This window comes from Bifidobacterium apousia, assembly GCF_007559275.1.
Lineage (GTDB): Bacteria > Actinomycetota > Actinomycetes > Actinomycetales > Bifidobacteriaceae > Bombiscardovia > Bombiscardovia apousia.
Genome location: NZ_VMHK01000002.1, coordinates 384,972 through 411,372 on the forward strand (window position 1 = coordinate 384,972; position 26,401 = coordinate 411,372).

Below are 26,401 nucleotides of genomic sequence, written 5' to 3' on the forward strand. Positions count from 1 at the left end.
TTCCGACTCCTGAACAATGTATGAGCATTGTTCAGGACGTGGACTGAAGGTCACCGTCCCTCAATCGAGTTGTTGTTTGCGAGAGCGACGCAGGGCGGCCAGGATCAGCAGGACCTCCAGGGTGCCGATGACCAGTAGCAGGATCAGGGCGTGCTGGGAGCCGTTGATGGTGCCCAGCCGTCGATCTGCGACTGCGGCCTGGCCTGCCGCGACGATGGTGGCTGCCAGGCTGCTGCCGATGGCTGCGGCGAACTGCTGGACGGTGTTGAAAATGGCGTTGCCGTCAGCCTGTTGTTCCTGGCTCAGCCTGTGCAGGCCGTTGGTCATGATGTTGCCGAAGCTCAGCCCGATGCCCAGCATGAAGAAAATATAGAGTATCAGGATGGCAACGGCTGTCAGCTGACGTGCAGTCAGGGCAAATCCCAGGAGGCCGATCAGGGCGACACAGCTGCCGCTGATGATGGGAATGCGCGGGCCCAGCTGATCGTAGAGTCTGCCGGAGAGCGGTGCCAGGACGGCTCCGATCGCCGCGCCCGGCAGCACCACCAGTCCTGCCTGCAAGGAGGTGCAGCCATCGACCAGTTGCAGGTGGTTGGGCAGGATGAACGAGAGGGCCAGGGCGCTGATCTCGAAGAGGATGTAGGCACCAACATGCAGGGAGAAGCGGCTGTCGGTGAATAGGCGCACGTCGATGATCGGTTGGGCCTGATGCCGGGCGCGGAGGGTGAACACTGCAAGGGCGATAAGGCCCAGGGCCAGCGCCCCGCCGAATCTCCAGGAGAGCCATCCTGCCGAGGCATTGCTGATGCCGAAGATCAGACCGGCAAAGCCCAGAACCATCAGGAACACGTCAAGCGGACCCAGTCCGGCCTGGTCACCATCTGCCGCTATCGGAACCGAGGGTATGCAGGCCAGGCCGGTCACCAGCGAGACGAGCAGTACGGGAATCAGGATGATGAAGACGAAACGCCATCCGATGGTGGTCGCTATCAGACCGCCGAAGGTGGGGCCGACAGCCGGTCCGATGGCTGTGATCAGGGTGCCTACGCCCATCATGGTGCCGATGCGCTTTGTCGGAACCTCTTGAAGGATGATGTTGAACATCAGGGGCAGGGCGATGCTGGTGCCCAGTCCTTGTATGGCCCTTCCCAGCAGCAGGAGCGGGAAGACCGGAGCCAGCGCGTCGATGACCAGTCCGGTCAAGAAGAGTAGGTTGGCGCACAGAAAGAGGGTCCGGCTGCGGAATCGGCGCTTAAGAGCCGCCGAGAGCGGGGTGATGGAGGCGACGACCAGCAGGTAGAGGGTGGTCATCCATTGCACGCTGGAGGTTCCGATGCCGAAATGGCTCATGAGGGCAGGGAATGTGATGTTCATGGCCGTTTCCACGATCACGCCGCAGAAAGACATGATGCCAGTGGCTACCACCGCGCCGATTACCCTGCGGGGGATTGCTTGGGTTGCGCTCATGAGCGAGACTCCTTTCCGGCTTGGGAGGATTCATCGGAATTCAGGGTGATGAAATAGGCCAGCACACGGTCGAAGGCAGCTAGATCGCGTTGGTCGAACCGGCGTGCCATGGCTGTTTGCTGGTCAGTGATATAGGCCCGCACTGCTGTCTGCAGGCCCCGGGCCTTGGCGGTGAGAGCGATGATGCGTTGACGGCCGTCCCTGGGATCCCGCTTAATGGCAACCAGTCCGCTGGTCTCCATACGCTGCAGGATTTTTGTCGTTGTGGACGGACGGATGTCGAATTCCATCTCGATGTCCCGCTGGGTGTGGTTCTGGGCTTCGCCTAGGAAGTCAATGATGGACATCTGGGTGCCGGTCAGTCCGTACCGGCCCGCGTAGGCATCCATGGATCGTGACATGAGGTTGGCTGCCCGTTTGATCCGCTTGCCATAGTCTTCGCTCAAAGACTCTCCTTAGATAGATAGTTAGCTACCTAATGAATAATCTCGCGGGTATAGACAAGCGTGCGTGTCGGCTTGTTGAAGGTGGCGATAAGGTCTTTGGGCCCTTCTGCGGGCATTGCAGAAGTCCGTCGCATCATTGCAGCAAAGATCAAGGTACCTGTGATCTGATATCTACTTGGTACTTGGGCCAAGGCAGTGAGGCCGAGTCAGATGGTTCAGATGTGTGTGTGGGGGGGGGGGGGGCGACCTAACCGCGATTATTCATGACGCTGGCTGATGTCGATGACCGAGCCGCGCTGGATCAACTTTGCCGGAATAAGCGTCTTGGTGTTTGTAGGAACGTATTCTCCCTCGCACTGGAGTTTGACCTTGGCAAAGGCCTCACGCCCGATGGTTTCAAAATCCATGCGCATGGTGGTTAGGCTTAACCTTGGAACCGTTCCGATCAGAGAATCGTCGACACCGATCACGCTGACATCCTCAGGCACTCTTTTGCCGGAGTCTTTGAGGCCCTCAATGGCTCCATAGGCCATCTGGTCGTTGGCTGCATAGATGGCTGTGCAATCAGCTTCATGCGCCAAGGCGCGACCTGCCTCATATCCGCTGTCTGCTTCCCAGTCGCCTATATAGGTCGGCGGTACCGGGATGCCGTGAGCATGAAGGACGTCTCTCCATCCCTTGGCCCGGCTTTCCGCAGCCCGTGAAGTCGAGGGGCCTGAGATGTGGTAAACAGTGCGGTGGCCTTTGTTGAGCAGATATTCGACGGCCGAAGTCGAGCATCCGTATTGATCGGCATCGATAGTGGGGCAATGAGCGGAAGGCTTCTCGGTGATGAGCACCACAGGTAGCTCCTTGCTGGGTCTGAAACGATCGAAATCGACGACCCTTTGTTCGAGCACCACGATAACGCCGTCGACAGGCAGCTGCTTCATCTGCTCTACGATGTCCGCCAAGGTAATCTCCGATGAGTGGTTGACGATGTGGACGGTTGCCGCATATCCGAATTCTGATGCGGCTTCCACAGCGCCGTCCAGGATGCGTGCATTGCCAAATGTGGTGATGTTGAACAGGACGATGCCAATGTTGTTGAACCGGCCGTGTTTCAATGCCCTGGCGGCATAATTCGGTCGATAGCCCAAGGCTTCCATGGCGTTCAGCACTTTTTGCCTGGTGTGGGGGCGCACAGCCGTGCTGTCATTGACGACTCGCGACACCGTTTGCGGCGATACCTCGGCAAACTGTGCAACGTCCTGTATCGATACCTGTTTCTTCCGTCCCATGCCTACCTGATCCAGCTCATGGGAGCTTGCCGTCCTTAGCGCCGGTTGCTCCTTGGTGGCAGACAATATGTTTGCGACACCATTTTATAAACACCAGTATATCAAAGATTGAGAGAATACTGGATTCTCTGATTCATGCTATTATGGTAACGAAAACATCCGGTGAACGTCCATTGCAGTTCGATATGGTCGGAGCTTGATTGTTTGTGTTGTTGCAGAGCTTCGAGGGAGAAGGTCAGATATGGCTGCTGTCACTAGCGGCGCTGCTACCCAATCGAGTAGTGCGCCCCGGGGCCACATGGGTTCTCGTTGGCGTGGTTGGTTGTTTATGGGGCCGTTTGCGCTGGTGTTTGTGGTGGTGTTTGTGGTGCCGGTGTTGTATGCGGTGTGGATTTCCTTGTTTCAGCATCGGATGGTTGGTGGGACGGTGTTTGTGGGGTTGGCGAATTATCGTCGTCTGCTGGCTGATGGGCAGTTCTGGTCGTCGGTGCGCCGGGTGGTGGTGTTCACGGTGGTGCAGGTGCCTATCATGCTGTGCCTGTCGGCGTTGATGGCCCTGGCCTTGGATTCGCTGCGTCTGCATGGGATGCGGTTCTTCCGTATTTCGACGTTTCTGCCCTATGCGGTGCCGGCGGTGGTGTCGGCTTTGGTGTGGGGGTTCATGTACGGGGCGAAGTACGGGCTGGTGGGCTCGTTGAACGCGTGGCTGGGCACGCATGTGGACGTGTTGCAGCCGTCGGTGCTGCTGGCGGCGATCGGGAACATCAATACGTGGGAGTTCACGGGGTATAACATGCTGATCTTCTATTCGTCGCTGTCGACGGTGCCGCGCTCCTTGTATGAGGCGGCGGCGATCGACGGGGCGGGCGAGTGGCAGGTGGTGCGCCGGGTGAAGCTGCCGGAGCTGCGGGGCTCGCTGGCGATCACGGTGATTTTCAGCATCATCGGCTCCTTCCAGCTGTTCAACGAGCCGAGCGTGATGCAGAACATGGTGCCGGGCAATGCGATCACGACGTATTACACGCCGAACATGTATGCGTATAATCTGAGTTTTTCGGGCAATCAGTCCAATTATGCGGCTGCGCTGGCCATTGTGATGGCGGCGTTGACGATGCTGGTGGCGTATGCGGTGCAGCTGCGGAGCATGAGGGAGCAGATGCGATGAGCGTGCTGGATGCCGGGGGCCGCCGGGTGCGGGCGGCGGAGCGTGCGCGGGCCAGGCGAGTGGCGGCGGACGAGCGGGCTGAGCGGCGTCGTGCGGCGTCGAGCGGCTTCTCGAACCCGTCGAACCCGCGCCGGTCGGTGTGGCTGACGCTGGCGTGCGGCGTGTTCGCCCTGTACTGCCTGTTCCCGTTCGCCTACCTGCTGGTGAACGCGACGAAGACGCAGGCGGATTTCACGAGCACGTTCGGCCTGGGGCCGGGCCGTTCGTTCGCCTTGTGGGACAACATCCGGGAGGTGTTCTCCTACCAGGACGGGATCTTCGCCCGCTGGCTGGCGAACACGCTCATGTACGTGGTGGTGGGCGCGGGCGGCGCCACGCTGCTGGCGGTGATGGGCGGGTACGCGCTGGCCAAGTTCCGGTTCCCGGGCCGCAAGGCGGTGTTCGCGGTGGTGCTGGGCGCGATCAGCGTGCCGGGCATCGCCCTGGCGGTGCCGCAGTTCCTGCTGTTCGCGAAGCTGGGGCTGACCAACACGCCCTGGGCGATGATCGTCCCCAGCCTGATCAGCCCCTTCGGCCTGTACCTGATGTGGATCTTCTCGGACCAGGCCGTGCCCGGCGAGCTGCTGGAGGCGGCGCGCGTGGACGGCGCCTCGGAGTGGCGCACCTTCCGCACCATCAGCCTGCCCCTTTTGGCGCCGGGGATCGTGACCTGCGCCCTGTTCACGATCGTGGCGACCTGGAACAACTACTTCCTGCCCCTGATCATGCTCAAGGACGCGGACTGGTACCCGCTGACCATCGGCCTGAACCAGTGGAAGGACCAGGCCAGCACCGCGGGCGGGCAGGCCATCCAGAACCTGGTCATCACCGGCAGCCTGATCACCATCATCCCCCTGGTCATCGCCTTCCTCCTCCTGCAGAAATACTGGCAATCCGGCCTCGCCGCAGGAGCCGTCAAAGAATAACCAAAGAAACCAAAACCGTGCTATAGGCCTTGAGCCATAGGACAGTGAAAGATATCAGTAGTCATGTGTTGTTGCCAAGGACAACAGAAAAGGAGATAGGGACAATGAGGTTCGAAAAGATGACGAAGGTCATAGCCCTGACAGGTGCTGTGGCCATGGCGTTCGGACTCGCCGGCTGCGGCGGATCGGGCAGCGGTTCCTCTGCGTCGGGCAAGGGGGGGAAGACCGAAATCTTGGTCTGGTCCTGGGATTCGACTCTTCCTCGGACAGTCAAGGGATTCGAAGCCAAGAATCCCGACATCAAGGTGAAGGTCACCAATGTCGGCACCAACAAAAAAGAGTACACGGCCTTGAACAACGCTTTGTCCGCCAACAAGGGCGCCCCTGACCTTGCACAGGTCGAGTATTATGCTCTGCCTGAATACGCCACTCAGGACAAGCTGCAGGATCTGTCTGACATGGGCGCCTCCGGATACAAGAGCTTCTATACGCCGGGCACATGGAATTCAGTGAATCTGAATGGGGGCGTCTACGCGCTGCCTATGGATTCGGGCCCCATGGCTCTGTTCTACAACAAGGAGGTGTTCGACAAGGCCGGAGTGACCGAGGTCCCCACTACTTGGGATGAGTATTACGAGGCAGCGAAGAAGATCAAGGCTGTTGGTTCCTACATCACCTCGGACTCAGGCGATGCAGGGTTCTTCGATTCCATGACCTGGCAGGCCGGCGCCAAGCCCTTTGCCACCAGCAAGGACGGCAAGACCGTCACCATCAATCTGACCGGTGATTCCAAGGTCAAGAAGTGGGACGACTACTGGCAGAAGATGATCAATGAGGACCTGATCAACACCAAGATTCCCGGATGGTCTGATGATTGGAACAAGGGCCTCAATGACGGATCAATCGCTTCTTTGCTCATGGGCGCTTGGATGCCCTACAACCTGCTGTCCGGTGCCCCTGATGCCTCCGGCAAGTGGCGTGTGGCGCAGATGCCGACCTGGGAAAAGGGCGGAACAGAGAATTCTGAGAACGGCGGGTCTTCGCTGGCTATGATCAAGACCAAGGACGACTCGAAGAGCAAGGCTGCATATAAGTTCTTGGAATACGCTTGCCATAACGCCGAGGGCATTAAGACCCGTGTCGATGGCGGCGCTTTCCCGGCTGACAACAACACGCTGAAGTCCAACGAGTTCCTCTCTATGACCAGCTTGAAGGATGCCGACGGCAAGGACAACGCCTACTTCGGCGGCCAGAAGTTCAACGAGGTCCTGTCGCAGGCCGCCAAGAACGTTCTGCCTGGCTACAAGTTCCTGCCCTTTGAGGTCTACGCACGTGGAATCTACGGTGACAAGATGACCGCTTTCACCTCCAAGTCGGCCACGCTGGATCAGGGGATCGCGGCTTGGCAGAAGGATCTGCAGAACTACGCCAAGCAGCAGGGCTACACGGTGAAGGAATAAGGGTAACTCTCATCGAGCCAGCGCTGTAGAGCAGGTTCCTTAATAAGGTATACCGGCCAGAGGGGTCCCGGGGTGTTCCCTTGGTCTTTCCCTGGCCGGTTTTTTCATGCACATCGTCGTGCAGGCTTGCAATATTCAATACAATGCGGACCAGTATGGACTTTTGTGATCATTGACTAATAGCAGGGTGTTAATCCAAATATGAGCTTTATCTATCCGATGGGATAATTCTCTTAACACAATTTCGCGATGTTTCCCTTTTATAGATCTGTCCCGCTTGCAGTTGACTCGCCCCCGACCTTGATGCCAAGACTGCCGATACAACGTTGATTTATACCGGCTTGGAGTATGCGGAAAAATGGCTGCCCTGTGGCGAAGCCTGTACCGTATGGAATCGATACCAGTGCTTCTTGACTGATTGATACTTGTTCTCCAATTGCGCGAACAATATCTTTCTGTCAACTGTTGGTGTGCAAGTTCTCCTATGGACTTGGCTATAGGCTGGGGCGACGATTCTATGGCAGCTATCTGATATTCATATGGATGATAGTAAAACTGACTCTGGGTCTGCTTGAAGGTCCGTCAATGTGTCGTTCTGTTTGTATGAGCTGCACGCCGTCTTTTAGATGGCCAAATCGGTCTTTCTACTGACATTTCATTCGATTGTTAAAGTAGGAGATTGGCACCACACCCTATGTCTACCTGGAGGATTCCCGTATCCATGCGGTGCAGTATTTGCTGGTAAACATTGGGATGTCTCTATGGCAGATTTGTCAGCAGCGCAGTTTCACATGTGCACCCTTCAAAAAGGCATATATGCATGTCACCCATTAAGTATCGCAGGCAAGCAGAGTTGTGGCGACACTTCAGAAGAAATAAGTTTAATGCTGGCTTCGTACGTGATTTGGACATTGTGCGGCGGCTTTCCGCCTATGATTTTGAGGCATAAGGCTCATGGGTGTGGGGTGTCAGGCGGGGGATGAAGTCTTCAGTAACAATTGAAATCGTTCATATCTTTAGACTTATACCGTGTAGAGTCGGCTGACGTGGTTCCGTATAATGTATTTATGTGTGAGATAAGGGGTCAGTCTGAAGGTTATCCTACCGACGAGGTTTTAGAACCTTTAACAGAACAGTATGACGAAGCAAAGCATAGCGGGATTTATAACCTGCTATCCAACGTTCTTTGCGATGCTTTGGAATCGGACAAGAGTCCTACAAAAAGCTCTGTTTTCTCAAAAGTCCGCAATATCGCCTTATCTGGAGGATATGGAACCGGCAAAAGCAGCGTTCTTTGTGCATTTAAGGATGATTCAAGATTTCAAGATGATAAAGGTAATAGTAATTGTCTGTTCATCTCTTTGTCTTCCTTGAATGGACAGGATGATGAGTCACCTGATAATGGGCAAAGTTATTCAGATCAAACTGACTCGATTGAAAAAGAGATAGTCAAGCAGCTTTTATATCAGGAAAGCAGTGCTATTTCGCATTTTCGCAGGTTGCGCAGCATCAAGCCTAAAAGACGTTGGTTGTACAGCATCATGTTCGGTTTGTTGATGTTTCTATTGTGTACGGGTCTTGGATGGACAGGGAAAATCAGATCGTTTTTCTCGCCTAATCCTCAGTTCTGGCCTTCTGTTATGGTTGCCTTGGCGTTGGCTGTCTTCTTTATTCTTGCTTGTTTTGTCTTTATACCCTCAACCGTACAGGGTCGTATGCGATTGAAATCTTTGACTGCAGGTTCTGCTTCATTATCACTAGACGGAGACGATGGTGAGACTTATTTTGATAAGTATTTAGACGAGATTGCTTACTTCTTTAGCTCATCAAAGAAGCGAGTTGTTATATTTGAGGATATTGATCGGTTTGATAATACTCGTATATTTGAAGATCTCAAGGAACTCAACACTATCCTCAATCAAGATCCCTCCAACGAAGGTAGATCGATTTGCTTTGTCTACGCAGTACGAGACAGCATTTTCGACACCTTTAGCGAAAACGATGTATCGGAATCGATGAATTCAGTGAATGGCTCTTACGTGAGGAACGAAAATGTCGAGAGAGCAAACAGAACAAAATTCTTTGATTTGATTATCCCTATGGTTCCGTTCATGTCACCTACAGCCGCTAAGGGATGGATTAGTAGCGAATTTAAGAATGATGGAATTGATCGGCGACTCATTCGTATATTGTCAAAGCATATAACTGATATGCGTCTTATAAAAAACATTCATAACGAGTTTCTGATTTTCCGATCTAAGCTAATGTTTGGAAATCTAGAGCCTGGTGGGCAGTCTTCACTTGATGTGAACCATGTTTTAGCTATGGTGGCGTATAAAAGTGTGTATCCACGAGACTTTGAAAAGCTGCGCTTGGGAACAAGCCACTTGGACGATATTTACAGATTCAAACTTCAGATTGTTGAACATGTTAGAAATGATGCCTTACGCAAAATTGTGGCATTAAAAAACCAATTAGTAGATAGTCATGGATTCACGGAGAAAAGCAAAAGACTAGGCGAAATTTTAAAGAGGGCAATAAAAGTGAAGGCTTCCGCCTACCGTACTCCTCCCGATATTGTGCCTCTTACAGTAGGCCAGTTTACATACGAGGATGAAGAGCAATTGGATTCTGTCGATTTTTGGCAGAACGTAGAAAATAATTATCAGACGAATGAAGAGCTAGAATTTGTTTTGTCGGGCGGTATAAGCATTGATTTTAGTGATCTATATGATCTTATCGCCATTGCGGTTGATGACCAGGATTGGATGGATAATCTAGATACGGCAGAGCAGACAGAAATCGACCAACTGAATTTTCTGCTTCGCAGAACGGCACATTCCAGTATCCAAACAGTAATGAACGAAAGCGACTGGACGGCTCCTCCTTCCTCCAGTGATTTAAAGGTACCCTGTAATCTGAGTAAGTTTGTTGAGATGTGTTATGGGCACACTCTAGGCAGTGATCTCATAGCAGAGGGCTACATTTCAGACGATTATCAGCTTTATGCCGCGTCTCGTAATAGCCAGTGGATTTCAAATGACGGGGTTAATTTTGAAATTCATAACCTTGCTCAAGGTGAGCATTCTTTGGATTGGAAGCTAACAAAGGATGATTGTGAAGCTATATATACAGACTTCGGACCGGAAATAACGAAAAGCAGGGACGCTTATAATGTGCAGTTCCTCGATTGGCTGCTTAACAAGTATCCTGACCAAGCAGAGAATATGCTGAGATCCCCTTCCAGCTATGACGATTGGGATCAGGAATTCTATGCGGCATATTTGAACGATGAGAGCGTAAGTGCAGAGAATAGTAGACGAATTGTCGGTATCATGGCTGAAAAGTCGGACAAAATTTTCAATTTCCTGGTTGGTTCTCAAGAATTGAGTGACAATCAGCGAAAACAATATACAAGTGTAGCTTTGAACAATCTCCGGAAAGAAACATCAAACGGAGAAAGAATGGATGAGATTGTGCGTAAGTACCTCCGAAAATGCGATTCAGACTTGAAGTGTATGCAAGATCCTGGACTTTCAAAAGAGCAAGCAGAGCTGATTGCTAATTATTATGCATATGCGGGGATATCTTTGCAGAATGTAAGGCCGCTGTGCGCTAACATGCTAGAAGCCATAAGGCAACGTCATAACTATATAGTGAATAGAATAAACCTTGAAACCATTTTTGGAGCTAGTTGCGATTTTTCTCTTAATGCGATTCGCAAACAAGATACTGAGGAATACAATGTGATAAGTAATACTTGTTTGTCTGACTACTTGAAGATGAATACTAAGGTCACCATAAATGGGGATAAAAGTGAATATGCTCAAATAGTTCGTGAAATAATTGAAACTTTTGGTAGCAGGGATATTGACAATCAGACACTTGATAATATCGCATCTTTAATCAAAAGGTCTAAACCTAATCAACGTATTACAGATTTAAGTGGAATTTTACCGACTACGGAAAATGGCAAGGTGAGGAAGATTGCGCAAATTGTAATCCGTACCATGGCGCAACATCGGCTATTCATACCGACACCAAACAATATTTTCGTTTATTTGAGTGTAAATAATCCAGAATTCAAGACTTCTGCAACGGTCGACATAGATTTTGACCAATTAATGGAATATATGCCCCTCTCCGTGAGAGACTTGGAGAATAACGACCTCAATGATGAGGATTTAGTTTTTTTGGCTACGCTGATTTTGAATTCTGATGCGTCAGGTTTCGATTTGCCAAAGAAAATTCAACTGGTGCAGAGCTTAAAATTATCATCTGAATCTCTCGATGCCGGCAGCCTAACGGATCGTAATAGTATTATGTTTGCTGAACTTATGAAAGATGGGCTTTTATCTTCGACGGCTGATAATTTCAATCTACTTGAAAGTGGAGGTGCTCGTACGGCTTGTATCAGGGAGTGGGAAAGTTTAATGGAAGGAGCCAATATACCAACAAACGAAATTCCTTCAGTAATAGCAGATCCGCAGGTATCGCTTGCAGTTAAATCAGAATTGTATCTAGAACTGCCAGAATACCTTAAGAATGCAGATAAAGAAGTGTTAGAATCCGCTGTTAAAGAGGTGGCCAAGCAAGATGCGAAACTTGGATTAGAAGTTGTAGATTGGATTGCGGAGCATCTTTTCAACAAATCTGAGGAGAAGGCTGACTTCTCTGAACATGCTTCCGATGTGGCTCTTGAGCCTTTTATCCACCTGCTTGCAAAGGCTATTCCGATGTATGCGAACCTTGATAGTCCCGAAAATAAGGATGAAGTGAGGAAGAATCTCGTTTCTATATTGAGGGCGCTACCCAATCCGTACCCGAAGCTAACTGACAAGACGGACGAAACTATATATCTCCCTCTTGATGATGACAATAGGAGTATTGCTTATGGGGTTCAGAGTTTTCTCAAGACAATAAAGAGTGTAAAGGGCTATGCAGGTAAAAAAACATTGCAGTGCGTTATGTGTCATAACGATTGATGTTTATCTTCCATATATAAAAGCAAGCTAAGGGGAAGTCTCTTAATGTCATCGTGACATTTTCAGACGTGCTCATGGAGTTAAAGAGAGCGGGTAATGAAGGATTCGTCTTCACTATTTACCTTGAGTTAATTGTTGCGATCTTTAAGGGCTTAGTAAATAGTTTAAGGTCGTTCGAACATGCCAGTAGGTTTAGGAAAGTTATCAGCTACGTCTAAATTTTTATGCAAAAGATTATGAATTGGCCATATGTTTCGTAATTAGCGGAGAATAGCCAACAAAAATTATTTTGAACTTGAAGAAGCGGTCCAAAATATATAGCGGTTGAAAACGTGCATGAGCAAGTGGCTATAGCGAGCTGCCAAGTAACGTGTGGGTCCTTCTCATTTACTGTCCTGCGTGCTCGAATGGTTTCAGCCGCTTTCAGATATCGGAGACGTTTTTTCGTACTAGTAAATGCTGAGTGATTAATTTTCAAACCGACTATAGTTTCTTGTCTCTACTTGGTATAGATCAGACGGATGAGTACCTTCTTTTTAGGGTTCTGTACAAGAGTTGACTAATGTCATTTTGTGAAAGACATCAATTTAAAGTTTGAATGCGCTATGGCGATAGAGACAAGTTTGCTTCGTAGCGAATGTGATCTTGTAATGGTGCACAATCCGCTAGATGGAATATGATCCGAACGCACTAACTATCGGAGCAGTTGTTGTTTAGCTCAAAGACAATACGTAACGTGTGCCTTGCTAAGCTGACGAAAACGATTCAGAAAATACGCATGTCTATTTGTTGTTTCAATCAAGATTCAGCCGCTTGGCAAGGCAGTGATGGAATGACATTTTCACCATGACAAACAGATTGCCAACTTAAGATGACTTTCATTCATCGTTTTTATTCAAGATTCAGACTGGACTGGCTTATCTGAAGATGGGGAAAGATGGTCTATATGACAATCAGACAATGACTGGCAACGGCTTGTAAGGATTAAGCCGCGGATCTGACAGGAAAAGAAAAAAAGATTGTATCTGTTTTCCGCCGTCAAAGTGGAGAATTCTGCTAATTCATGTTTCAGCTGAGGTAATTTTATTGCAGTTATCGCGCAATACCATATTTGCATATATTTGTTATCGGTTGTCGTTCGTGTGATTTGTCTTTTTTCTCGAACACATTTCGTCACATAAGAAAGGTCGCTCGAGCATCGCTGAATATCGAGTGTCTTCATTCATTGCATATTTTTGACTTTGACGAGTCATACGAATATGCGACCCGGCTATATCCTGAATACCCACTTTGTTAGTAAATACAGGGTGCCCCGGATGCGATTCGAACGCACGACACCTTCTTTAGGAGAGAAGTGCTCTATCCCCTGAGCTACCGGGGCAACGGAAACTACTGTACCACGAAGTGCGACTCGGGCAGGTCGCTGATGTGCAGGCTAGGACCGTGTGCCTCCTGGAGAACATTAGCCTTTTATCCCTGCCCGCCATGCGGTCATGGTTTACAATTGCTCAACGGTCAAGCTGACTGTGCATTCCTTGGGAGGAGACCATGGCGAAATTCAGACAGTCCTTCCTGGTGAAGCATGTCTTTGGGTGGACGGCCAGACTGCTGGCGTTGGCCAGCTTGCTGGCCCTGGCGGCGCGTGCCTGCCCGGCATGGCTGTCATCGATACCCTACCTGCCGGATCTGGCCGCTCTGACACCCTGGTTCATCTTCTTGAGTCTGCTGGCCCTGATCCTGGCTTTGATGGCTTCACGATGGTTTACGGCTTTGGTGCTTATCGCCGCCTTGGCCCTGAATGTCTACTGGCAGTATCCCTTCTATCAGGAAGGATCCGAGCTCAATGGGCAAGCCGATCAGCTCATGGCGCTTGAGCATCCCGACCGGTACGACGACGTGGCCCGGGTCATGACGCTGAACGTCTACAAGGGTCAGGCCGATGCCGATCAGGTAGTCAAGACGGTCAGCGAGAACCGGGTCGAGGTGCTGGCTCTGCAAGAGGTTAGCAAGGATTTCGTGGATCGTCTGCACAAGGCCGGCATCGACCGCTATCTGCCCCACGAGCAGCTTTCCACATCTTCAAAAGAATACGCCAACGGTCTTTGGACGGCTGCGCCTATGCAGTCGCCCTCAAAGGACGACGTGGGCTCTCGCTCTTCCATGATGCCAGCGGCCAGCATCGATTTCGGCAGGGGCAAGACCAATGTCAGATTCGTCTCGGTCCATACCACCTCGCCGCAACCTGGCAGTTGGAATGCCTGGCGACGCAGTGTGTCCGACCTGGGAAAACTGCGGAAGCACGAGCACACGCGATACGTGCTCTTAGGCGACTTCAACGCTACCTACGATCATGCAGTTTTCCGAGACATGCTGGGGGAGCGGTTCAGTGATGGGGCACGTCAGGCCGGGCATGGCATGAGCATGACCTGGCCGGCCAATAGGGCCCCCTTGCCCAGGTTGGTGGCCATCGATCATGTTGTGGTGGACCGTGACATCAGAGCCAACCGGCTGCAGACCATAACCATCGATGGCTCGGATCATGCAGCTCTGCTTGCCACGGTGATGGTGGAATAGGGGGCTCTTCAGGCATCCAAGTTGGACTGGGTGCCAGCCTGGGCTCCGGCGCTGGCCTGCTCCTGCTGGGCGGCATCGAGCTTGGCACGAACCTGGCCCAGCAGTTCCTGGGCACGCTTGGCCAAAGCCTCGCCGATCTCCCACTGACGCATGGAGGCATCCAGGTCCAGGCCGCCGGCCTCCAGCGCCTGAACCGCCTGGATCAGCTGATCCCGTGCCTGCTCATAGGGCAGTTTGGCGATGGTCTCGCGTTCCTTCTGGCTCAGGGCCGAGGCCAGTACCGGCTGTTCCTTGCCCTGCTCCGTCTCCTTCTGCTGGGTCTGCTCCTCGTCGGTGTCGCTCATTCCTGCTCCTCTTCTTATACGGTGTGTTATCAAATTTTTAATTAATAAGGAAGATTATCGCTGATGATTATATGTGGCTGACCACGTGGGATCGGTCACTGCCCGCTGACGACCTTGGTCTCGATGCGGCCCTCTTTGACAGTCAGGGTCAGATCCTGATCGGCCTGAACCTGCTGTGGGCTGACGACTACCTTCCCGTCCAGGGTCTGCACGACTGCGTATCCGCGGTCCAGCGTGGACTGGGGAGAGAGTGCGGTCAGCGAGGACTGGAGTTTCTCCACGGTCAGGGAGGCATCGTCCACGATCCGCCGCAGGGCGATGTCCAAGCGAACCAGGGACTCGTCGACAAGTCGCTGTGGCTTGTCCAGCATGGTCTGCGGCTTGGTCAGGCTGGGGCGGTTGGCGTATCCCTCAATCAGCCGTGTCTCGCCTTCGACCATATTCTGGATGCGCGCGTTTATGCGCATCCGGGCCTCCTGGATGATCCCCTCCTGCTCAACCAGGTCGGGCACCACCCGCTTGGCTGCGTCAGTGGGGGTGGAGGCGCGCAGGTCTGCGGCCAGGTCAATCAGGGTCCAGTCATCCTCGTGGCCGATGGCCGAGACGATGGGAGTGACGCAGGCCGCCGTGGCGCGGACCACGGACTCGTCCGAGAAGCCCAGCAGATCCTCGAAGCTGCCGCCACCCCTAGCCACGATGATCACATCCACAGCCGGATCGGCGTCCAGCTTCTGGATGGCCTCGACCACCTCGGGGGGGCACTGAGGTCCCTGGACGTGGGCATGCACCACGGAAAATTCGATGGTAGGCCAGCGCAGACGGGCGTTGGTGATCACATCCCCCTCGGCTCTGGCCTTGGGTGCGCAGATCAGGCCGATGCGCCGGGGAAACTCAGGCAGGGGAACCTTGTTTTCTGCATCGAAGAGGCCCTCCCCCTTGAGCTTGCGCCTGAGCTGGTCAATCTGCTCTTTCAGGTCGCCGGTACCGACACGCTTGATCCGGTCGGCCATGAAGCTCAGGCGGGTTTGTTTGATCCACAGGTCGGGCCGCCCGTGCACCACCACGCGGTCGCCCTGGCGGAATTCCCTGGCTTGGGTGGCGAATGCGCGGAAGCCCATGACATTGATGGAGATGTCCTCGAAGTTGTCACGCAGAGTCAAATATGCTGAACCGGTCCGGCGGGTGTTGATCTCCACGATCTGACCCTCCACCCAGGCTCCGGGCCAGCGGGCCACGGCGTCGTGGTACTTCTGGCTGAGCACGCTGACCGGCCAAGGGTCTTCTTCGGTGGTATCGCGTGCCAGGCGGGGCAGCTGATCCAATGGTTTGGGAGCCAGTCCTGAAGGCGCTGGGCCGACCGGCGCACCCATCGACCCGCGCATGTTCGAACCCATGTATGCTCGCACCTGATGCCTCCTGACCATCGGTTCCGCCAGTCTGACCAACTCACCTGGCATAGCCTGTACAGGATGGTATTCGGGTTGGTCAGCGAAGGAAACGTCCTCTCAGGGTCTCTCAATACGGGGACAATTCCATATACTTTGCAGGCTCTCTGAAGGCCCTCTGTCGATTGCTCCCGAGCCAATTTCGCCAAGGGCACAGCGGCTTTTCTTCCATGTGCGATTCGGCTGGGATTGAGGGGAAAGTGTGGAGGACAAGGGTTGGAACCAACGCCCTAATGTACCTGCCCTAGTCCGCGGCTTACCTGCAGCAGAGGCGGTTTTGCTGGAAGATGTGTCGAAGGCGACAGCCTCGATTCCCTGATATCGCAAAAGTTATTCACGCTCTGGCGTTAGCATAAATAGAGTAAGCCGGATATGATGTGGTGTCTGCTTTTGGACCCATCATGCGGCGGTCTCACGGATTGAGGTTGTTTCATGTCTGATGGCGTCGACATAGCGGGTCGATATAAGGGCACAGGACCGCGGGATCTCCTGCGTGTGGGTTTGGATATCGGGTCCACCACAGTCAAGGCCGTGGTTCTTGGCACGGGTGACAGGCTGGATCAGGCGCTGTTCAGCGACTATCGCCGCCACCATGCCAATGTGCGCCAGTGCGTGGCGGAACTGGTTACGGACATCAAGCTTTCCCTATCCCGGGTTGGGCTGGCCGGCAATCCCATCAGCCTGGTGATCACCGGTTCGGGCGGGCTGGAACTGGCCAGCCAGCTGCAGGCCGAATTCGCCCAGGAGGTCATCGCCGAGACCGAGGCCATCAACGCCACCTATCCCGAGGGGGATGTGATCATCGAGCTGGGCGGCGAGGATGCCAAGATCACCTATCTGAAGCCCACCCCGGAGCAGCGGATGAACGGGTCCTGCGCAGGCGGGACCGGAGCCTTCATCGATCAGATGGCCACCCTGCTCAACACCGATGCTTCCGGCCTGAACGATATGGCCGCCAAGTACAAGACCATTTATCCTATTGCTTCACGCTGCGGGGTCTTCGCCAAGTCCGACCTCCAGCCCCTGATCAACGATGGGGCTGCCAAGGAGGATCTGGCCGCTTCCATCTTCAACGCCGTGGCCACGCAGACCATTTCCGGTCTGGCCTGCGGACGTCCCATCCGTGGCAACGTCATCTTTTTGGGCGGTCCCCTCTTCTTTATGAGCGAGCTCAGGGAAGCCTTCAAGCGGATCCTCCAGGACAGGGTCAGCCGCTACATCATTCCCGAGAATGCACACCTTTATGTGGCTTACGGCGCTGCCATCATGGCTGGTCGTCACGACCAGGATGACCAGGACAGCGCAGCGCAGGTCAAGACCGACTATTCGCCAGAAACTGATGTGAACGACCCCTTCGGTCCGGCTTGGGGGCTGGACCAGGCAGAGGTCGACAAGGCACGGTCCGAGAAGGCTTCGAACCTGGACAAGATGGCTCTGCAGGATGCCATGCAGGGTGGCCGCACCACCACACTGGTCGATGGTGAGCAAAAGGCTTCTCTGGCCGAAACCGCCAAGGATGCTCGCCAAGATCAAGACATGCACTTTGACCTGACTTCGCTGGATGGCGTTCTCTCCGCCCTGAAAGGCCTGGAGAACATGCCCTCCACGGCCAGAACGATCCGCCCGCTCTTCTTGAACGAGGAGGAGCGCAAGGAATTCAACGACCGGCATGGGGCCCAGGTCATCCCTACTGGAGATCTGTCTGGGGCCAAGGGGCCGCACTTCCTGGGCATCGATGCGGGCAGCACGACCATCAAGGCCGTGCTGATCAACGACGACAAGACCATCGTCTGGTCCACTTACGGGGTACATAAGGACAGCCCGTTGATCGCCGCCGCCAACATCGTCAAAGAGGTCAGAAAGTCCCTGCCGGAGGGCGCCTACATTGCCCGCGCCTGCGCTACTGGTTATGGTGAGGGCCTGGTCAAGGCCGGCCTGCATGTTGACGAGGGCGTGGTCGAGACCATGGCCCACTACCGGGCAGCCGAGGAGATCAGCCCCGGCGTCACCTCGGTCATCGACATCGGCGGGCAGGATATGAAGTACATCGCCGTCAACGACGGGGTCATCGATTCGATTTGCGTCAATGAGGCCTGCTCGGCAGGCTGCGGATCCTTCCTGCAGACCTTCGCCCAGTCCATGGGCATCAGCATCCAGGAGTTCACCAAGCAGGCGCTGGCCTCCGAGGCCCCGACCGATCTGGGCTCCCGTTGCACGGTCTTCATGAACTCCTCGGTCAAGCAGGCTCAGAAGGAGGGCGCCTCCCCGGAGGATATCGCCGCCGGACTCTGCTACTCGGTGGTCAGGAACGCCCTCTACAAGGTCATCAAGCTGCGTGACGCCAACGCCCTGGGGCCGGTGGTTGTGGTCCAGGGAGGTACCTTCCTCAACGATGCCGTCCTACGGGCCTTTGAGCTCCTGACCGGTCGCAAGGTGACCAGGCCCAACATTGCCGGGCTCATGGGGGCCTACGGCGCCGCGCTGACGGCCCGCATGCACTGCCCGCAGAATGATGAGGTCGAGGATTTCGTTGCGGCCAGCTCCCACATGGCCGACGGGGTGAAGTCCGTGGGCAGCACGCCCACAACCCCTAATATGACTCCGACTCCCACCAAGTCACAGTTGTCGCCGGCCGCCGTCAACAAGATTGCCTCTAAGAACGACCAGGGGTTCAAGACGACCCTGCCTGACCTGAAGGTGCAGGACGGCCATGTGGTCAGCTCCATCCTGGCAGGGGAGGATCTGGACAACCTCTCCATGACCACCACCCACGATGTCTGCAAGCTCTGCCAGAACCACTGCAAGCTGACCATCACCGAATTCGAGGACGGCGGCCGCTACGTGACCGGGAATCGCTGCGAGCGCGGCGGCGACAAGAACAGGAAGCGCTCCGACAGGCCCAACCTCTACGACTTCAAGTACAAGCGGGCCTTCGCCTACCGCCGTCTGACCCCGGACAAGGCCACCAGGGGCGATATCGGCGTTCCCCGTGTGCTCAACATGTATGAGGACTACCCCTTCTGGTTCACCCTGCTGACCTCTCTGGGCTTCCGGGTCATGATCTCCGGGCGTTCCAACCACGAGCTCTTCGAGAGCGGCATGGAGTCCATCGCCTCCGAGAACATCTGCTACCCGGCCAAGCTGGTCCACGGGCACATCCATTCTCTGGTCGACAAGGGCATCAAGACCATCTTCTATCCCTGCGTCACCTACGAGCAGGAGCTGGTTCCCGACACGGACAACCATTACAACTGCCCCATCGTGGCCAACTATCCGGTGGTGATCGAGGCCAACATGGCCGAGCTCAAGGAGAACGGCGTCCGCTTCATGCGACCCTACTTCAATCTGTCCAACAGGGAGAAGATGGTCGAACGGATCGTCAAGGTCTTCGACTGGGCCCAGGTGAGCGAGGATGAGGCCCGGACGGCCGTCCAGGAGGCCTACCGTGAGGATGCCCGGTTCAAGGAGGACGTCCGCCAGGAGGGGCTTCGTGCCCTGGCCTACATGCAGGAGTACGGGGTCAAGGGCGTGGTCCTGTCGGGACGCCCCTACCATGTGGATCCCGAAGTCAACCACGGCATTCCCGAGACCATCTGCTCCTTGGGCATGGCCGTGCTCTCCGAGGACTCCATATGCGAGCTGGACGTGCATAAACTGCCCAAGCTGAGCGACTACATCATCCCGGCCGCGGGGGAGCGGGCCTTGGCCTCCAACAACCCCACGGCCGCCAAGTTCCGCAAGACCGTGCCGAGCTTCGGCGACGACCATCAGAAGATGCCCTTGAGGGTGACCGACCAGTGGGCCTACCATTCCAGGCTCTATTCCGCAGCCAGGTTCGTCTCCGAGTATCCCGACCTGCAGCTGGTCCAGCTGGTCAGCTTCGGATGCGGCGTGGATGCCATCACTACCGACCAGGTCCAGGAGATTCTGGCCGACAAGGGCGATGTCTATACGCAGCTGAAGATCGACGAGGTCTCCAACCTGGGTGCAGCCAAGATCCGTCTGCGCTCGCTGAAGGCCGCCATGGACGAACGCCATCAGCGGGATCTGGCCCAGGAGGACAGCAAAGACCAGGAGGAAGCTCCCGCCAGGGAGCAGGCGCCTGCGAAGGTTGCGGTCAAGGATGCCCACCCATTGCCTGACCTGGCTCGGGCGGGGGATTCATCCGATTCGGAAGGTTCGCAAGATTCTCAAGAGCCAGCCGGACATATCGAAGCAGCGGATGCGAATGCGTCCGACCAGCCGAAATCCGATGGGTTCCGGTCCACCAACGCGCAGAAGATCAGCCTATCCCAGCGCAAGGCCGACATTGTGGCTCTGGCACGGTTCGTGGCTTTGCACGATAAGAGCGATCAGGGTCTGATCGGTCTTCATCCCGTGGGCATCAGGCCCATCCGGGAGACCATGGCCTCGCGGCGGAAGGAGCAGGAAGCTGACAGCAAGTCGACAGACACTCTCGCCGAGCAGGGCAAAGACGTCCAGGCCAACGGAGCCGCCGCCAAGCCGACCCTGTCCAAGTACGCCACCGAACACCGCTTCACCAAGGAGATGGGGCACAAATTCACCGTGGTGGCGCCGCAGATGTCTCCTGTGCACTTCTCCCTCTTGGAGGCGGTCTTCTCCAGCGCCGACTACCACTTCGAGCTCCTGAAGCATGCCACGGCGGAAGACATCAACACCGGAGTCAAGTACGTCAACAACGATGCCTGTTTCCCCGCTATCATCGTGGTGGGGCAGCTGGTCAACGCCTTCCTGTCCGGCCGGTTCGACCCGCACAAGTGCGCGGTCATCGTCACCCAGACCGGAGGCATGTGCAGGGCCACTAACTATTATGGCCTTCTGCGCAAGGCCCTGGCTGATGCGGGCTACGGCTACGTGCCGATCATCACGTTGAGCGTGCAGGGGTTCAAGGCCAATCCCGGCCTTCAGGTGACCCCGGCCCTGCTGCACCGCGCCGTCAAGGCCTTCTACCTGGGCGATGCCATGATCGAGTGCCTGCTCAGGGTCCGCCCCTATGAGCAGGAGCCCGGCTCGGCCAACAGGCTCTACAAGCTTTGGGACACGATCTGCAAGGAGACCATCGAACACCACGGGTACTCCAAGACCGCCAAGAAGGTCTACGGTCATGGATATCTGCCTTACCGCACGCTGATGAAGCGGATGATCCGGGCCTTTGACCAGCTGCCCCTGCGCAATATCCCCCGCAAGCCTCGAGTGGGCGTAGTCGGGGAGATCCTGGTCAAGTACCATCCCGATGCCAACAACCACGTGGTCGACCTGATCGAGAGCCAGGGCTGCGAGGCTGTGCTCCCCGGCGTCTGCGACTTCATGGTCAACGGCATCTCCAACGCCGAATGGAACGAGGAGATGCTGGGCACAGGCGGATCAGTAGGCGTCAAGAAGATCGTCCTCAAGGCGTCGGATGCCTACCGTGCCCCCATGATCGCCGGCTTCAAGGCCTCCCATGGGAAGTTCGACATTCCCGCTCATATCACCGACCTGAGGGAGAAGGCCGCATCGGTCACCTCCTTGGGCGTTCAGGCCGGAGAGGGTTGGCTCCTGACTGGCGAGATCATCGAGCTGATCCAGTCCGGCGCCCCCAACATCGTCTGTGCGCAGCCCTTCGCCTGCCTGCCCAACCATGTGACAGGACGTGGCATGTTCGGCAAGATCCGCAGGACCTATCCAGAGGCCAACATCGTCTCCATCGACTACGATCCCGGCGCCTCGGAGGCCAACCAGCTCAACAGGATCAAGCTGATGATCGCCGCCGCCAAGAAGCCGGGCGACCAGCAGAAGCTCAGCCAGGACCACAAGACCAACGTGGAATCCCAGGCATCTGGATCGACCGGCCTGGATGCGGGGCAGGCAGCACCCGTCCAGGACGAGGAGAAGGTTCTGGAGAGCCTGTAGCCGCCAGGCCGAGGCCGGTTCCGGGGCTCACCCGCCGGCCTCGGAACTGCTGAACCACGAGGATCAAGGAAAGAGGGGCTCCCATGACCAGCCGCGAGGAGATCAAGGCTCTGCTGGACACCGATCAGATCTATATTGCCGATACACCCGAAATGAAGCAGGTCCAGGACGCCCAGCAGGATCTGGTCTTCGAGTTCAACGCCTGCCGTCCCAGCCAGGTGGAGCAAAAACAGGACCTCTGCAAACAGATGTTCGGTTCATTCGGCCAAGGCAGCTGGATTGAGGGACCAGTGCGGGCCAACTGGGCCTGCAATACCTACTGGGGAAGCAAATGCTATGCCAACTTCAACCTGGTTCTGGTCGACGATGGACGCATTGACATAGGCGACCACACCATGTTCGGACCCAACGTCACCATCGTCACCACCGGGCACACCATTCGCCCTGATATACGCGTCTATGGTACGCCCCAGTTCTCGGTCCCGGTCAGCATTGGCAGGAATGTGTGGATCGGAGCAGGCGCCATCGTCATGCCGGGAGTAACCATCGGAGACAACACGGTCATCGGGGCAGGGTCCCTGGTCACCAAGGACATTCCTTCCAACGTGGTCGCCTATGGCCATCCCTGCAAGGTTGTCCGTCCCATCGACGATCACGATTATGAATACTTCTGGAGGGATCGTCGGTATCAGGCGCCTTATGATGCCCGGCCTTTCAGGATGGATCAGGAAGGCTAATGTTCATTTTATCCGCATAGCTGTCCAATGCGGTTTGGTCCGTGTCATTGGCTCAGCAGCTGTCATGATAAGGATGTCACGGCTATGCTGGCTAAAAATATTAGCAAGCAATATCCAGTTGAGATATTCTCAACCAGTGCTACTTATTCCAGACTAGGACGGAGATGTTCAATGGTATGAGTTACTGACTTTTCTGAATTCACTTGTCATGAAGATATTCAGTGGTGATATACGAATAATGTTCATGTGACCCATGTTCATTGTTGTCAAAAGCAAAACTGACTGGAATTCCGAAGACCCGTGCCTCCGGCGCTATATGTTGTATTTGCTATTGCAGTCAAATCTGTTGCATGAGATTATAGGACTTCATTCTTATTGTGAACACCTTCTAGTGATGGCTTAAAGTAAGCAGTTTACAAACACTGAACATACTATAATTTTGGCATGGTCTTGCAGCGGGAGTTGCTGACATGACTGATGGAGTTTGGGTCAGATGATGCAAGGAAATAACATTGGTGAATAAAAGGCACAAGGTTCGCAGACCGACGGAGGTTCGCAGACGGGAAATCCTTGATGCTGCAACAAAGCTATTTAGCGAGCGTGGATACAACGGTATTACTTTGACCGATGTTGCCAAGGAGGTTGGTATTTCCCAGCCGGGACTCATGCATTATGTCGACAGCAAGGAAAGCTTGCTGTCCTTCGTTATTACGGAAGTCTATGATAAAACGGGAACACCGGAGGAATTCTTGAGTTCTGGTTTGCCCGGCAGTGATCCAGAAGGTCCACTGTTCCCATCTTATATGCGATATCTAATATGTTGTAATTCGCGACGACCTACATTAGTGCAATTATATAATGTTCTAGGAGCTGAAGCAGTGAACCCGGAGCATCCTTTACATGACATGTTTACCAATAGGCCGGCTTCAATTTGGGAACATTATTCCGAGATTCCTTGGAGCATTCCCCCTGCAATAGGCCCGTGGGACAACATGCGCCCTTATGTGCGTCATTGCATGGAGCTGTTTGACGGTATCCAATTCCGTTGGCTGCGCAATCCCCCAATTGACATGTACGCCGAATGGCTCGATTTAGAGGGGATGCTCTTTCCGTCACCCCTTTGGGATGGGTATGTATCACGGTAAAGGCCTGCTGCCACAGCAATGTGTATCAGGTGGCTCGATTTGTCAGGCCTTTACCTGTTGTCGCGATAATTAGTTTTCACGGATAATCAATTTTATTTTCTCGGGTCCCTTGGCTGTAATAATCGGACGGTTATTAAGGCTCTCCCTTGACCAAGAAACTGATATTTGGCCTAATGGGGTTGCGACAGTTCCTCTGGCGTGGAGCATTCCAGCCGGATGGGGATCAATAATGGCTGATCGATAACCAGGCTCTGCCGGTCTGACGCCTAATATTGCTGAAGGTAATTCGTACAACGCCACTGATCCCCAAGCATGGCAGTCACTCCGTTGGCTCAGATTATCTTCCGCACTTGTCGTCAAATGATTAGCCAACATGTCTTCCCACGGTTTCCAAAGCTCGGTAGTGCGGTCATATAGACCAGTCATTTCTAGGGCTCGGAAGAGATAGTAGGTCATGGCGATGGAGCACTGAGCATAATGCTGTGTGTCATCCAGTGTTTTGGATAGGTTGCTGCGACCTTCTTCAGAGCTGATTGTGTGGGTTAGGATCGCAAAGACCTGGCAGTGCTGGCTTACGTCGCTGCAGTCTGGACCATCGGTATACATACCCTCGTCATTCCGGCAAAGACAGTTGATGGCTTTTTGTAGCCGTGCGGCCTGTACTCGATATTGTTTTGCCGTTGAGGATTCTCCAAGATGATCGCAGATTTGAGCTGCATACTGGTATCCCATAACGGCGAGCAAGCTTTCCATGGTCAGAGGACCTTGATTGATTGCTGGTGGAACGCCGCGTGTTTGTTTCCATTCAGGTGTCCAATCAATAAACGACCATCTTGGATTAGGTGCGTCAATGCCTCCTATGACATCTATCAGACCATCAGATCTGCAATTCCTATTGAAGAAATTCAATATTCGTTTGATCGTAGGTAAACTCCGCTTAAGCAGGTCTTTGTCGTCAAAGTACATCATGTGATCGAAGAGAGTGGCAATGAAATAAATCGAATATCCGGGAATGATATTCAGTGTGTTGCTGGGCGAGCAGGAGTTGAGCAAACCATCAGGCTGTTGTGAATCCATGAAGGCTTCAATTGCCTGGCGAGCCAGCTTGTCATCGGCACTGACCGAATAGGTGTAAAGGATTTCGCTTCTTGTGTCCATGATGTACTGCAATTGTTCATAAAAGGGGCAGTCCTCGTAGGTTTCATGCATGCAGCGTCGTAGTGTGCGCAGTGACATATTTTGGATATCGGACAGCAGATCGTTGTCGATGTCAACCGTAGTCGAGACCTGGAGGGGATATTCGCAAATTCTGTACGTACAGGAGAGCAGATCAAGGGGCTGATCTCCGGTTGTGATGTGAAGTCTTACGTATCGGAAAGTTCTGAACCAGAAGGGTTCAAAAACCTCAGGTGTCTCTTTCGTGCCAAAACCTGCCACAGTATACCTATCTGTGAATCCGGCCAGTGTTCCATTGACAGAGTCCGTTCTGTCTCCTTTGACGGGCTGATCTTCAAAGCTCTTTGGGTTTTCAGGTGCGTATTTCACGTACCCTTCGGATTCCAGGATATTCAGCTTAGCCCCTTTTCCTCGGGCCACGGTAATCCGTAGGAATCCCGTCATCAACTCTCCTGCATTAAGGGTGACTTCTTTTGCAGAGTGGGCAGGTATTGTTTGCTTTAACAGATCTGCATCCTGGAACTCGCATTTTTCGTTCTTCATAAACGGAATGCTTCGGGGGTGTAGGGACTCGGGCAAAAGAATATCAGCTAGGTTATCCCTGGAATATTCGTATGAATCTCTCCACTGGTCGGCTGCGGAATTGATACTGGTTGTCCAGTCGTCATCTAAGTCTATGGGCGTATAGCTTTCCATGATCTGCAAGGGGGCATAAAAAGCATTTTCGCTGATAATTTGTCTGCTCGGCTCGATGACCGATTTCCATGACGAATCGGTATTCAGAATGGGAGAGCTCATCCATAAGCCAGGTGTCGAAGTGGAGGCAATACTATAATTGCCCGGTTGATCGGCAGGATAGTGAAGGACAATAACGGCGATGATATTGCATCCTTGGCGTAGGTGATCTGACAAATCGATTTCATCGTAGCAGCGGATGGTTCGGCAGGTTTTTGCTGGTCCGGTCTGAATTACTTCTCCATTCACAATGAGTTTGTATCGTGCGTCCGCACAGACAGTGACAGTGAAAGACTCGGGCACTTTGGCGAGATTAATCGTAGTTCGGAAATTCGCGAAAACTGGGTGATGCTTTGCTGAATCCAGATCCGCATGACCGTCCGCTGTACTCGGCCAAATCCAATGAGCTTTGGCGGACCGCGAGGTTGTTTCGTTCATACTTGCTCCCTTGCTTGAACTGTTACCGCTTTATCTACTATCTTAACATGGCTAAATAATATGATTGCTGCTGAATGTAGCTATAGACACCAGTAATACTGGTGTATTTATTGGCTAACCACCATT

14 protein-coding genes and 1 tRNA gene are annotated in these 26,401 nt (G+C 53.9%); 8 read left to right on the forward strand and 7 right to left on the reverse strand.

The window, feature by feature from the left end:
• Positions 1-60 precede the first annotated feature (60 nt).
• From FPK30_RS04235 to FPK30_RS04245, 3 genes are all read right to left on the reverse strand, one after another.
• On the reverse strand, positions 61-1,467 hold the full coding sequence (locus FPK30_RS04235) for an MFS transporter (RefSeq protein ID WP_144085433.1): 1,407 nt from the start codon (positions 1,465-1,467) through the stop codon (positions 61-63).
• Positions 1,464-1,913 carry a MarR family winged helix-turn-helix transcriptional regulator gene (locus FPK30_RS04240; protein ID WP_144085434.1) on the reverse strand — a complete coding sequence of 150 codons (450 nt, stop codon included), beginning with the start codon at positions 1,911-1,913 and terminating at the stop codon, positions 1,464-1,466. Before FPK30_RS04240 ends, FPK30_RS04235 begins: the two co-directional genes overlap by 4 nt.
• 257 nt (positions 1,914-2,170) lie before the next feature.
• Complete coding sequence (locus tag FPK30_RS04245; RefSeq protein WP_144085435.1) at positions 2,171-3,193, reverse strand: LacI family DNA-binding transcriptional regulator; 1,023 nt, start codon at positions 3,191-3,193, stop codon at positions 2,171-2,173.
• 241 nt (positions 3,194-3,434) lie between these two features.
• Between FPK30_RS04245 and FPK30_RS04250 the strand changes: the two genes are divergently transcribed.
• The 4 genes from FPK30_RS04250 to FPK30_RS04265 all read left to right on the forward strand — a co-directional run bounded on the left by FPK30_RS04250 (position 3,435) and on the right by FPK30_RS04265 (position 11,768).
• Complete coding sequence (locus FPK30_RS04250) at positions 3,435-4,358, forward strand: carbohydrate ABC transporter permease (protein ID WP_144085436.1); 924 nt, start codon at positions 3,435-3,437, stop codon at positions 4,356-4,358.
• Positions 4,355-5,323 carry a carbohydrate ABC transporter permease gene (locus FPK30_RS04255; RefSeq protein ID WP_144085437.1) on the forward strand — a complete coding sequence of 323 codons (969 nt, stop codon included), beginning with the start codon at positions 4,355-4,357 and terminating at the stop codon, positions 5,321-5,323. The genes FPK30_RS04250 and FPK30_RS04255 overlap by 4 nt, the downstream gene beginning before the upstream one ends.
• 104 nt (positions 5,324-5,427) lie before the next feature.
• The gene (locus tag FPK30_RS04260; RefSeq protein WP_144085438.1) at positions 5,428-6,783 is read left to right on the forward strand and encodes an ABC transporter substrate-binding protein; all 1,356 of its coding nucleotides are present in this window, start codon (positions 5,428-5,430) and stop codon (positions 6,781-6,783) included.
• Between the two features lie 1,067 nt (positions 6,784-7,850).
• Positions 7,851-11,768 carry a YobI family P-loop NTPase gene (locus tag FPK30_RS04265; protein ID WP_144085439.1) on the forward strand — a complete coding sequence of 1,306 codons (3,918 nt, stop codon included), beginning with the start codon at positions 7,851-7,853 and terminating at the stop codon, positions 11,766-11,768.
• A gap of 1,308 nt (positions 11,769-13,076) precedes the next feature.
• On the opposite strand, the gene FPK30_RS04270 is transcribed toward FPK30_RS04265, so the two are convergent.
• A tRNA-Arg gene (locus FPK30_RS04270) sits at positions 13,077-13,149 on the reverse strand.
• A 167-nt stretch (positions 13,150-13,316) separates the two neighbouring features.
• Between FPK30_RS04270 and FPK30_RS04275 the strand changes: the two genes are divergently transcribed.
• A complete protein-coding gene (locus FPK30_RS04275) occupies positions 13,317-14,342 on the forward strand; it encodes an endonuclease/exonuclease/phosphatase family protein (protein WP_144085440.1) in 1,026 nt (341 codons plus the stop codon).
• An 8-nt stretch (positions 14,343-14,350) separates the two neighbouring features.
• Here FPK30_RS04275 and FPK30_RS04280 read toward each other — a convergent pair whose 3' ends face one another.
• Positions 14,351-14,686: an exodeoxyribonuclease VII small subunit gene (locus tag FPK30_RS04280; RefSeq protein ID WP_144085441.1), complete on the reverse strand. Its 336-nt coding sequence runs from the start codon at positions 14,684-14,686 to the stop codon at positions 14,351-14,353.
• Between the two features lie 95 nt (positions 14,687-14,781).
• A complete protein-coding gene (gene xseA, locus FPK30_RS04285) occupies positions 14,782-16,056 on the reverse strand; it encodes an exodeoxyribonuclease VII large subunit (protein ID WP_144085560.1) in 1,275 nt (424 codons plus the stop codon).
• 507 nt (positions 16,057-16,563) lie between these two features.
• Between xseA and FPK30_RS04290 the strand changes: the two genes are divergently transcribed.
• From FPK30_RS04290 to FPK30_RS04300, 3 genes are all read left to right on the forward strand, one after another.
• A complete protein-coding gene (locus tag FPK30_RS04290; protein ID WP_144085442.1) occupies positions 16,564-22,044 on the forward strand; it encodes an acyl-CoA dehydratase activase-related protein in 5,481 nt (1,826 codons plus the stop codon).
• A gap of 83 nt (positions 22,045-22,127) precedes the next feature.
• Positions 22,128-22,781, forward strand: a complete 654-nt coding sequence (locus tag FPK30_RS04295; protein WP_144085443.1) for a sugar O-acetyltransferase — start codon at positions 22,128-22,130, stop codon at positions 22,779-22,781.
• Between the two features lie 515 nt (positions 22,782-23,296).
• The gene (locus FPK30_RS04300; RefSeq protein WP_306820996.1) at positions 23,297-23,926 is read left to right on the forward strand and encodes a TetR/AcrR family transcriptional regulator; all 630 of its coding nucleotides are present in this window, start codon (positions 23,297-23,299) and stop codon (positions 23,924-23,926) included.
• 69 nt (positions 23,927-23,995) lie between these two features.
• Here FPK30_RS04300 and FPK30_RS04305 read toward each other — a convergent pair whose 3' ends face one another.
• Complete coding sequence (locus tag FPK30_RS04305) at positions 23,996-26,275, reverse strand: alpha-L-rhamnosidase-related protein (RefSeq protein ID WP_144085444.1); 2,280 nt, start codon at positions 26,273-26,275, stop codon at positions 23,996-23,998.
• Between the last annotated feature and the right edge of the window lie 126 nt (positions 26,276-26,401).

Coding starts and splice junctions, on each gene's coding strand:
- FPK30_RS04235 (WP_144085433.1), bottom strand. CDS start 1,467: ATGAGCGCAACCCAAGCAATCCCCCGCAGGGTAATCGGCGCGGTGGTA.
- FPK30_RS04245 (WP_144085435.1), bottom strand. CDS start 3,193: ATGGGACGGAAGAAACAGGTATCGATACAGGACGTTGCACAGTTTGCC.
- FPK30_RS04250 (WP_144085436.1), top strand. CDS start 3,435: ATGGCTGCTGTCACTAGCGGCGCTGCTACCCAATCGAGTAGTGCGCCC.
- FPK30_RS04255 (WP_144085437.1), top strand. CDS start 4,355: ATGAGCGTGCTGGATGCCGGGGGCCGCCGGGTGCGGGCGGCGGAGCGT.
- FPK30_RS04260 (WP_144085438.1), top strand. CDS start 5,428: ATGAGGTTCGAAAAGATGACGAAGGTCATAGCCCTGACAGGTGCTGTG.
- FPK30_RS04265 (WP_144085439.1), top strand. CDS start 7,851: ATGTGTGAGATAAGGGGTCAGTCTGAAGGTTATCCTACCGACGAGGTT.
- FPK30_RS04275 (WP_144085440.1), top strand. CDS start 13,317: ATGGCGAAATTCAGACAGTCCTTCCTGGTGAAGCATGTCTTTGGGTGG.
- FPK30_RS04280 (WP_144085441.1), bottom strand. CDS start 14,686: ATGAGCGACACCGACGAGGAGCAGACCCAGCAGAAGGAGACGGAGCAG.
- xseA (WP_144085560.1), bottom strand. CDS start 16,056: ATGGGTGCGCCGGTCGGCCCAGCGCCTTCAGGACTGGCTCCCAAACCA.
- FPK30_RS04290 (WP_144085442.1), top strand. CDS start 16,564: ATGTCTGATGGCGTCGACATAGCGGGTCGATATAAGGGCACAGGACCG.
- FPK30_RS04295 (WP_144085443.1), top strand. CDS start 22,128: ATGACCAGCCGCGAGGAGATCAAGGCTCTGCTGGACACCGATCAGATC.
- FPK30_RS04305 (WP_144085444.1), bottom strand. CDS start 26,275: ATGAACGAAACAACCTCGCGGTCCGCCAAAGCTCATTGGATTTGGCCG.